8 protein-coding genes are annotated in these 10300 nt (G+C 70.6%); 4 read left to right on the forward strand and 4 right to left on the reverse strand.

The window, feature by feature from the left end; genetic code table 11:
• The first annotated feature begins 7 nt into the window (after positions 1-7).
• The 4 genes from AC5DRG_RS17750 to AC5DRG_RS17765 are packed head-to-tail and all read left to right on the forward strand — an operon-like array spanning position 8 to position 4909.
• A complete protein-coding gene (locus tag AC5DRG_RS17750) occupies positions 8-967 on the forward strand; it encodes an ABC transporter permease (protein ID WP_491811510.1) in 960 nt (319 codons plus the stop codon).
• Positions 967-2961 carry a dipeptide/oligopeptide/nickel ABC transporter permease/ATP-binding protein gene (locus AC5DRG_RS17755; RefSeq protein ID WP_491811511.1) on the forward strand — a complete coding sequence of 665 codons (1995 nt, stop codon included), beginning with the start codon at positions 967-969 and terminating at the stop codon, positions 2959-2961. The genes AC5DRG_RS17750 and AC5DRG_RS17755 overlap by 1 nt, the downstream gene beginning before the upstream one ends.
• Positions 2958-3977, forward strand: coding sequence for an oligopeptide/dipeptide ABC transporter ATP-binding protein (locus tag AC5DRG_RS17760; RefSeq protein ID WP_491811512.1), 1020 nt, complete (start codon positions 2958-2960; stop codon positions 3975-3977). Before AC5DRG_RS17755 ends, AC5DRG_RS17760 begins: the two co-directional genes overlap by 4 nt.
• Positions 3974-4909, forward strand: a complete 936-nt coding sequence (locus tag AC5DRG_RS17765; RefSeq protein ID WP_491811513.1) for a dihydrodipicolinate synthase family protein — start codon at positions 3974-3976, stop codon at positions 4907-4909. Before AC5DRG_RS17760 ends, AC5DRG_RS17765 begins: the two co-directional genes overlap by 4 nt.
• A gap of 32 nt (positions 4910-4941) precedes the next feature.
• Here AC5DRG_RS17765 and AC5DRG_RS17770 read toward each other — a convergent pair whose 3' ends face one another.
• From AC5DRG_RS17770 to AC5DRG_RS17785, 4 genes are all read right to left on the reverse strand, one after another.
• Complete coding sequence (locus AC5DRG_RS17770; RefSeq protein ID WP_491811514.1) at positions 4942-6138, reverse strand: sialidase family protein; 1197 nt, start codon at positions 6136-6138, stop codon at positions 4942-4944.
• 62 nt (positions 6139-6200) lie between these two features.
• Positions 6201-6869: a response regulator transcription factor gene (locus AC5DRG_RS17775; RefSeq protein ID WP_491811515.1), complete on the reverse strand. Its 669-nt coding sequence runs from the start codon at positions 6867-6869 to the stop codon at positions 6201-6203.
• Entirely contained in the window at positions 6866-8119 is a 1254-nt protein-coding gene (locus AC5DRG_RS17780) for a sensor histidine kinase (protein ID WP_491811516.1), read from the reverse strand. The genes AC5DRG_RS17775 and AC5DRG_RS17780 overlap by 4 nt, the downstream gene beginning before the upstream one ends.
• A gap of 68 nt (positions 8120-8187) precedes the next feature.
• Entirely contained in the window at positions 8188-10266 is a 2079-nt protein-coding gene (locus tag AC5DRG_RS17785) for an MMPL family transporter (protein ID WP_491811517.1), read from the reverse strand.
• Positions 10267-10300 lie beyond the last annotated feature (34 nt).

Consider the following 10300-nt stretch of genomic DNA (forward strand, 5'->3'; position numbering starts at 1 on the left):
TTGACCCGTGGTCGCCATCGCCAGGATCCTGGCCCGCCGTATCGCCCTGCTCGTCCCGCTGATGCTCGGCATCGTGCTGTTCGTGTTCCTGGTGATGCGCTTCTCGGACGTCGATCCGGCGTCCGCGTTCTTCCAGGGCGCCAACCCGACGCCCGGGCAGCTGCACGACTTCCGCGAGCAGAACGGCCTCCTCGACCCGCTCCCGGTCCGCTACTTCGGCTTCGTGGGCTCGCTCCTCCACGGCGACATGGGCACCAGCGCGCTGACCCGGGCGCCGGTCGTCGACCAGGTCATGACCGCGCTGCCACTCACGCTCCAGCTCACCTTCCTGGGCCTGGGTGTCGCGGTCGTACTGTCGCTCCTCGGTGGCGTGACGGCCGCGATCTACCGGGACCGGCTGCCCGACCAGATCATCCGCGTCGTGTCGCTGACCGGGGTCGCGGCGCCCGGCTTCTGGCTGGCGCTGCTGATGATCCAGTACCTGGCGGTCGACCTGGGCTGGTTCCCGGCCGGCGGCTACATCAACCCGGCGGACTCCTTCACCGGCTGGCTGAAGACGATGACGCTCCCGGCGCTCGCGCTCTCCCTGCCGGTGGCGGCCCAACTCACGCGCGTCGTACGGACGTCGGTGGTGGAGGAGTTGGACAAGGACTACGTCCGTACAGCGATCGGCAGCGGTCTGCCGCCCCGGGTCGTGGTCGGCCGGAACGTCCTGCGCAACGCGCTGATCAACCCGCTCACCGTGCTGGGGCTGCGCGTCGGCTACCTCCTCGGCGGCGCCGTCGTCATCGAGACGATCTTCTCCCTGCCCGGGATGGGCAAGCTGATGATCGACGCCGTGAAGAACGGCGACCCGGCCGTCGTCCAAGGCGTCGTCCTGACAACCGCGATCGGCTTCGTCGTCGTGAACCTAGTCATCGACATCCTGTATCTACTGGTCAACCCGCGACTGAGGGATGCGACCTGATGGTCACCCTGTTCACGCGCACCGGCCTCACCGAGGCCCTCTCGCGTCCCGGCATCCGGCTGCGCGGCTGGCGCCGGCTGCCGCTGCCGTCGAAGATCGCCGTCTGCTTCCTGGCCGTCGTGGTCCTCACCGCCGTATTCGCACCACTGCTCGCACCGGACGACCCGCTCGACCAGCAGCCGCCCGTCGACGGCACCGGACACCCGTCCGCCGCGCACTGGATGGGCCAGGACAGCCTCGGCCGGGACATCCTCAGCCGCCTGATGTACGGGGCCCGCTGGTCGCTCGCCATCGGGCTCGGGGCGACCGCGCTCGCGCTCGTCGTGGGCGCGGTGATCGGTGCTGTGGCCGCGACCTCCCGCAAAGGGGTCGACGAGACGCTGATGCGGTGTCTGGACGTGGTGATGGCGTTTCCGGGGATCGCGCTCGCGGCCGTCCTGGTGGCCGTGTTCGGCGGTGGGATCGCGGTGCTGATCTGCGCGATCGCGTTCCTGTTCACGCCGCCGGTGGCAAGGGTCGTACGGGCCAACGTCCTTGACCAGTACGGCGAGGACTATGTGACCGCCGAGCGGGTCATCGGCGCGCGCACCCCGCACATCGTGACCCTGCACGTGGCCATCAACTGCGCTGCCCCGGTACTGGTGTTCTGCACGGTGCAGGTCGCCGAGGCGATCGTGTTCGAGGCGTCGCTGTCCTTCATCGGGGCGGGCGTACGGCCGCCGGACCCGTCGTGGGGCAGTGTCATCGCGGACGGCAAGAACATGGTGCTGACCGGGGGTTGGTGGGCCACGGTCTTCCCCGGGCTGCTGATGCTGGTCACCGTGCTGTCGCTGAACGTGCTGTCCGAGGGGGTCTCGGACGCGTGGGCGGCCCCGGCGGCGCGTGATGTGGAAACGCGGGACGAGGACGACGAGTTGGAGGCGCCCGAGCCGGGTGGTGGAGAGGTGCTCGCGCTGCCCGGCCTGACCGAGGCGGCGCTGCGGCTGCGCTCACTGGCCCGGCCCCTTCCCGCCGAAGGTCTACCGGTGCTGGCGGTCGAGAACCTCGCGATCGGCTTCGCCAGCCGCCACCACGGTGTGGACATCGTCGACGGCATCAGTTTCGAGGTGCGGCCCGGTGAAGTCCTGGGCCTGGTGGGCGAGTCGGGCTGTGGCAAGTCGCTGACCGCGCTGACGGTGATGGGCCTGGAGCCGAAGGGCGCCCGGGTGCGCGGCCAGGTCCGCTTCAACCAGCGGGACCTGCTGGCCGAACCGCCGCGCGTGCGCCGCAAGTTGCTCGGCCACGAGATGGCGATGGTCTACCAGGACGCGCTGTCGTCCCTGAACCCGGCGATGACGATCCGCGCCCAGCTCAAACAGCTCGTACGACGCGGAGGCCGGCGTACACCGCAGGAACTGCTGACGATGGTCGGCCTCGACCCCGAACGCACCCTGCGCAGCTACCCACACGAGCTCTCCGGCGGCCAGCGCCAGCGCGTGCTGATCGCCATGGCCCTGTCCCGCGACCCGAAACTGATCGTCGCCGACGAGCCGACGACCGCGCTGGATGTAACGGTGCAGGCGCAGATCATAGAGCTGCTGCTCAGGCTGCGGGAGGAGCTGGACTTCGCGCTCATCCTCGTCTCGCACGACCTGGCTCTGGTCGCGGCCGTCACCGACCGGGTGGTGGTGATGTACGGCGGGCAGATCGTCGAGACGGGCGTGACGGCCGACGTGGTCGAGTCGCCGACCCACCACTACACGCGCGGCCTGCTGGGCAGCGTGCTGTCGCTGGAGTCGGCGGCCGAGCGGATGACGCAGATCAAGGGTGTCGTCCCCTCCCCCGCGGACTTCCCGGCGGGCTGCCGTTTCGCGGACCGGTGTCCGCCGGCGAGCGAGGTGTGTCGTACGACGCTCCCCGATCCGCTGGGCTCGCGGTCGCACACGGCGGCCTGCCATCACCCGGCGATCGACCTGGTGGCGGAGGGCAGTTCGGAGAGCGAGGTCGTCACATGAACGCGATTGTCGAGCTGTCCGGGACGCACGTCGTCCACAAGGCCCGCAGCGGCGGCCTGTTCACGCGGGACAGGGTGTACGCCCTGACCGGCGCCGATCTCGCCGTCGCGCCCGGTGAGACGGTGGGCGTGGTCGGGGAGTCGGGGTGCGGGAAGTCGACGCTGGCGAAGGTGCTGGTGGGGGTGGAACGGCCGACGTCCGGGACGGTGTCGTTCCGGGGCCGTGACCTGTGGTCGATGCCGCCCGGGGAGCGCAGGGCGGCCGTCGGCGGCAGCACCGGCATGATCTTCCAGGATCCGTCGACGGCACTGAACCGTCGCCTGCCGGTTCGCCGTATCCTGCGCGACCCGCTGGACGTGCACCGACGCGGCACGCCGACCGAACGGGAGGAGCGGGTAAGGGAGTTGATGTCGCTGGTCGGCCTGCCGAAGGCGCTGACCGACGCCCTGCCCGGCCAGCTCTCCGGCGGGCAACGCCAACGCGTCGCCATCGCACGGGCGTTGGCCCTTGACCCGGCTCTGGTCGTCGCGGACGAACCCACCAGCGCGCTCGACGTCTCCGTCCGCGCCCAGATCCTCAACCTCCTCCTCGACCTCAAGGAACGCCTCGGCCTGGCCCTCGTGTTCGTCTCGCACGACATCCAGACGGTACGGCGGATGAGCGACCGGGTGATCACGATGTACCTGGGCCGGATCGTGGAGCAGGCTCCGGCGGACCGGGTGACGGACGGGTCCCGGCACCCGTACACCCGCGCCCTGTTCTCGGCGACGCCGGGCCTTCTGGACCCGATCGATCCGATTCCGCTCGTGGGGCCGGTGCCGTCGGCGACTCGGCCGCCGAGTGGGTGTCCGTTCCGGACGCGGTGCTGGAAGGCGGACGGGGTATGCGCTGAATTTATGCCCGAATTTACCGTTTCATCCACGCCTGGGCATCGGTTCCGGTGCCACCATCCTGTTGAGGAGGACCAGTCGACCGCCGACCTCGTGCGCCAGAACCATCCCAGGGAGCCCTCATGAACTTCCCCACCCCGCTGACCGGAGTCGTTCCGCCCGTCTGTACGCCCCTGACGCCGGAACGTGAGGTGGACGTCCACTCGCTCTACAAGCTGGTGGACCATTTGGTGGAGGGCGGGGTGGACGGGCTGTTCGTGCTCGGTTCGACGTCGGAGGCGGCGTTTCTGACGGATCATCAGCGCAGGGTGGTCGTGGAGTCGGTCGTGGCCCATGTCGGCGGTCAACTCCCGGTGCTGGCCGGGGCGATCGACATGACCACGCCTCGGGTGCTGGATCATGTCGCGGCCGTGACGGCGGCGGGGGCTGACGCCGTGGTCGTGATCTCGCCGTTCTACACCCGTACCCATCCGGCGGAGATCGCCCGCCACTACCGCCTCGCCGCGGACGCCTCACCCGTCCCCGTCCTCGCCTACGACCTCCCTGTCGCCGTGCACACCAAGCTCGCCGCGGATCTCGTCCTGGAGCTGGCGGCTGACGGTGTCCTGGCCGGTCTGAAGGACTCCAGCGGTGACCTGGGCGGTTTCCGTCAGGTCGTCACCGGGGCTCGTTCGCACCCCACCATCAGTGGCTTCAGCGTGCTGACCGGGTCCGAGGTGATCGTCGACGCGGCGATGGCGTTGGGGGCGGACGGGGCGGTGCCCGGGCTGGCCAACGTCGATCCCGACGGGTACGTCCGTCTCGACCGGTTCTGCCGGGCGGGTGACTGGACTCGGGCTCGGGGTGAGCAGGAGCGGTTGTGTGAGCTGTTCGGGATGGTGAGTGTGGGGGATGCGGCACGGATGGGGGGTAGCTCGTCGGCGTTGGGGGCGTTCAAGGCGGCGCTGCATCTGCGGGGGGTCATCGACTGTCCGGTGACGGCTGAGCCGCAGGTGCCGTTGTCGGTGGACGAGGTGGAGCGGGTGGGGAAGTTTCTGGCGGGTGCGGGTTTGCTGTAACCGAGCTTTCCTCGCCCCCGCCGCAGAAAGGTCTAGCCGAGCTCGGCCACCCCCACCCTCCGGAACTCGATCGTCTCGTACGTCCCGTTCACTCCCGTCTCGTACAGGATGCCGACCGTGCTGTAGTTCACCCGGACCAGGTCCGAGTACGCGGCCCGCTGCTGGGACAGGGTCAGGGCCTTTTTGAAGGTGCGGCCACCATCCACGCTGCGCCAGATCGCCATCGCTCGCCGGGCCGTGGGGACGGACGGGCCGGAGAAGAGCAGTGGCTCTCCGGGGTAGCGGAGTTGGAGGACACTGCAACTCACCGCCGGGACGTCGTTGAGGATGGACTGGATTTCGTACGGGCGATCCAGGCTTCCTCCTCCGTCGGACGAATAGCTGTCCAGCCGGTTGCCGACACTCGTGCCGTTCTCGTCGCGAGAGCTGAAGTACAGCCTGCCGTCGGGGAGTTGAGCGACAGCGCTCTCGTTGGAGTTGTTGTAGCCGTTGTACGAGGCGTCCACGAAGCCGAGCTGCCAGCTGCGCCCGGAGTCGTCGCTGTAGAGGACGTGGGCGCCGTAGTACCTGGGCTCCTGACCGGTGTCCGACGAACCAGCGGGCGGGGCCGACGAGTGGTTGGCGGGGACGACCAGCCGTCCGGCATGCGGGCCGCTCGTGAGCGCGAGGGCGTGACCGGGTCCCGTCGCGTACCAACGCCAGCAGGCCGGCTTCACCGAGTCGGTGATGTCGGACGGAGTCGAGAAGCTACGGCCGTCGTCCCAGCTCCGCTGCACGAACACCCGACGGCTCTGCGCCCGCGTGACCTCACCGCGCATGATCTGCGCCTCGGTCACGGTGCCGCTGTTGTAGGAGGTAAGGAGCACGATGGCCCCGGTGCGCGGGTCGACGACGGGAGCCGGGTTGCCGCGCGTGTCGCCCTTCCCCGCGGCGACGACGGCCAGCGGACCCCAGGTGCAGCCGCCGTCGGTGGACCGACGCAGGACGACGTCGATGTTGCCGGTGTCGCCGCCGCCGGTACGGCGGCCTTCGGCGAAGGCGAGGAGGGTGCCGTACCGGGTGCTGACGGTCGCGGGGATGCGGTAGGTGTCGTAGCCGCCCTGCCCGGAGACGTAGGGGACCGAGGACGTGCAGGTCGCGGCGGCGGAAGCGGCCGAGGCGGTCGTGGGGACCGTGAGCGGGCTCAGGAGTACTGCTGTGGTGATGATCGTGCGGCTCAGGAGGGTCATCGCTCTCCCTTTGTTCTTTGCGGGTGTCATCCCTCACGGGATGACCGGCAGGTGCCGGTTCGTCACATGTTTCCCGGTGTCACCAACCGTGACTCATACGCGACGATGACCAGTTGCGCCCGGTCCCTCGCCCCCAGTTTCCCCATGATCCGGCTGACGTGGGTCTTCGCCGTGAGCGGACTGAGCCCCAACGTGTCAGCGATCTCGGTGTTGTTGAGGCCGCGCGCGACCAGGGTGAGGACCCCGCGTTCCCGTTCGGACAGACATTCGGGTCCGCCGGTCGTCGGCGCCGAAGGGGTGCGCAGGAAACGGGAGATGAGCCGTGCCGTCGGTCCCGGCGACAGCAGCGCCTCGCCGGCGGTCACCGTCCGGATGGCGTCAAGGAGTTCGGCCGGACGGGTGTCTTTGACCAGGAATCCGGAGGCGCCGGCGCGCAGCGCGTCCACGATGTACTCGTCGGTGTCGTAGGTGGTCAGGACGAGCACCTTCACCCCCGCGAGATCCTCGTCGGCGGCGATGAGCCGGGTCGCCTCGATGCCGTCCACGTCGGGCATGCGGATGTCCATCACCACGAGGTCGGCACGCCGGCTGCGGGCCAGTTCCACGGCTTCCCGGCCCGTTCCCGCCTGCCCAACGACCTCCATGTCCGGCGCCGACTCGACGAGCATCGCGAACGCGGCCCGTACGAGGGTCTGATCGTCGGCGAGCAGTACCCGAATGGCGGCACTCATGCCTCCCCCTCCCCGTCTCTCCGGGCTCTCACCGGCAGTACGGCGCTCACCTCGAACCCCTCCCCGGGACCCGGCCCGGCGTCCAGTGTGCCGCCCACGCTCCGCGCCCTCTCCCGCATGCCGACGAGCCCGAAGCCGGGCGGGGCGTCCCCGCCGCCCACCCCGTCGTCGGTGACCTGGACACGGAGGGCGCCGTCACCGTCGTAGACCCTCACCCGCACCGTCAGATCGTCGCGCCCGCCGTGCCGTACGGCGTTGGTGAGCGCCTCCTGGACGATCCGGTAGGCGGCCGCGCCCACGGCGGCCGGGATTTCGTCCGCCCGCACGGACAGGTCGACCTTCGCGCCGGCCAGCCGTGCGGCCTCGGCGAGGTCGGGCAGGCCGTACAGGCCGGGGAGGGGGCCGCGGGCGTCCGGGGTGCCGTGTTCGCGCAGCACCTCCAGGGTCGTACGGAGTTCGCCGCGTGCCGTGCGGCAGGTGTCCGCGATGTCGTCGAGGGCGGTCGCTACCGCCGTCCGGTCCAGGCGTTCGGGGTCAGCGGCCAGGACGTGGGCGGCGACGGAGGTCTGGACGCCGATGAGGGTGATGCTGTGGGCGAGCAGGTCGTGCAGGTCGCGGGCGATGCGCAGGCGTTCCTCGGCGACGCGGCGGCGGGCCTCCTCCTCGCGGGTGCGTTCGGCGCGTACGGCGCGGTCGACGATGGAGGCGACGTACTGGCGGTAGTAGCGGACGTCGATGCCGAGGAAGAGCACGGCGATGATCCAGCCGGAGATGCGGAGCAGTTCGACGGCCTCGTGGGTGTTGACGGTGAGCATCACGGTCACGGCGAACGCGATGGCGGTGACGCCCGTCAGGATCGTGCGCAGGGGGCGGCCGGTGACGGCGACCGTGTAGAGCGCGACGTACGCGGCCGGGGTCGGCGCCCCGTGGTTGTTGTCGAGGGCGTGGTAGGGGACGACCAGCGCCACCAGCGCGGCCAGCACGAGCAGCGGGTGGCGCCGGCGCCACACCAGGGGCACGTGGGCGGCGAGCAGCAGCGTCCAGCCGAGGGCGTCCGGGCGGCGGGCGTCGTTGGTGAACAGGGCCAGCGATACGGCGACTACGGCGAGCGCGAGCGCCAGCAGCGCGTCGTTGCGGGTGGCGTGCGGGGCGGTTCGGGGGTCGCGGTTGATCGCCGCCATGATCCGCTCGCCCGGGCGGGGCCGCGGTGCTGTCGTCGTTGGCTGCACGGGGTTCTGCACGGGGTTCATCCTCCGACAGGGGGCGCCCCTCCGGGGAGGGAGGGGCGCCCACGGGATCACACGAATTGCCGGACGGCTCACACGGGTTCCGGCTCCCGCACCGAACCGGACGCGTCCGGCGCCTTGGACAGCCGGCCCGGCCACCACACCCGCCGGCCCAGCGCGACGCTCGCACTCGTCACCAGGTACGTCCGGACGAGGAAGGTGTCCAGCAGCACGCCGACCGAGATGACGAAGCCCATCTCGACGAGCGGCACCAGCCCCATGTTGGTCAGCACGGCGAAGGTGGCGGCCAGCACCAGCCCGGCGGAGGCGATGACCCCGCCCGTGGTCCGCAGCGCGGTGAGCGCGGCGGCGACCGGATCCGCGCCCCGCACGGACTCCTCCCGCATCCGGTGCATGAGGAAGATGCCGTAGTCCACGCCCAGCGCGACAAGGAAGACGAAGGACAACAGCCCGAGCCCCGGATCCGTGCCCTCGAATCCGAACACCGGCCCGAACACCAGCCCGCCGATGCCGAGCGCCGCGCCCCACACCGCGACCACGGCGGCCACCAGCATCAGCGGCGCGACGAGCGAGCGCAGCAGCACGATCAGGATCAGCAGCACGGACACGAGAACGATCGGTACGACGATGAGCCGGTCCCGCGCGTTGGTGTCCTCCAGGTCGATCTGCTGGGCGCTGGTCCCGCCGACGTAGGAGCCGCTCAGCCCGTCCCGCAGCGCCTCGATGGTCCGGGTCTCGCCGGCCGACTGGGGCGCGCTCTGGGCGAGGACGGTGATCTCGCTCCAGCCGCTTCCGGTACGACCCAACTGCGCGTCGGCGACCCCCGCTGTGCCCTTGATGGTCGCGAGCGTCGCGTCGGCGCGGCCGGCCGGGGTGATCACGTCGATGGGCTGGCTGCCGCGATCGGGGTAGGCCTTCGCCAGTGTCTCCATCGCGGTGACCGACTCGGGCTTGTCGACGAAGGAGTCGCCCTGCTTGATCGAGCCGGGCAGGCTGAAGGCGCCCAGGGCGAGCGCGCCGAGCAGGACGGCGCCGGCGGCCAGCACGGTGAGCGGGCGTCGCCCGGCGGAGGTGCCCATCGCGGTGAACAGGGACCGGCGGGCCTTGGGCGTGCTGCCGAAGGCGGGGACGAGCGGCCAGAACACCCGGCGCCCGACCAGCACCAGGATGGCGGGCAGCAGCGTCAGCATGGCGACCAGCGCACACAGGACGCCCACCGTGCCGAGCGGTCCCATGCTCCGGCTGGAGTTGAGATCGGCGGCGAGCAGACACAGCAGCCCGGCGGCGACGGTCCCGGAGGAGGCGAGTACGGCGGGCCCGCAGCCGCGCAGGGCGGCGCGCATCGCGTCGTACGGCCGCTCGATGCGCCGCAGTTCCTCCCGGTACCGGGCGATGAGCAGCAGTGCGTAGTCGGTACCGGCGCCGAAGACGAGGATGGTCATGACGCCCGAGCTCTGTCCGGAGACGGTCGTGCCGAAGGCCTGGTTGAGGCCGTAGGCGACGCCCATGGCCAGGAAGTCGGCCATCCCCGCGACGACGAGCGGCACCAGCCACAGCACCGGACTGCGGTAGATCAGGATGAGCAGGAGGGCCACGACGGCGACGGTCGTGTAGAGCAGCGGTCCGCCGAGCGAGTTGTAGACCTCGGAGGCGTCGGTGGCAAGCGCCCCGGTGCCGCCGACGTCGACGCTCAACCCGCCCTCCCCCTGGGCGACTTGGCGTACGTCGTCGACGAGTGCGTCCCGCTTGTCCTCGTCGGTGCCGGGTTCATTGCTGACGACCGGATACATCAGGGTCGTACCGTCCGCGGACGGCACCCCTTGCGGCGTCCCGGTCAGCGCGTGCCGCCCGGCGACCTCGGCGACCTGTCCGGCCGCCAAGTCCTTGTCACCGGCGGTCAGTCCACTGTCCCGGTGATAGACGAGCACGAGCTCGGTGCTCTCCCCTCCGGGCAACTGGTTCTGAATCTTGGCCACTTGGGTGGAGTCGGCACTGGCGGGCAGATAGTCGGTGATCCGGTCGTGCTGCACATCGGCGAGCTTCGACGCGAACGGCGCCGCGACCGCCAGCACCCCGATCCACAAGGCGAGCACGAGCCAGGGCACAGCTCGTCGCCGCCCCCGTGTAGCGGTTGTCCTTGTGGCCCCCATGGGTGGGCCTCCCTCCGGCGTGGACGTCTGGTTG

The organism is Streptomyces sp. JLBG701 (assembly GCF_058544905.1).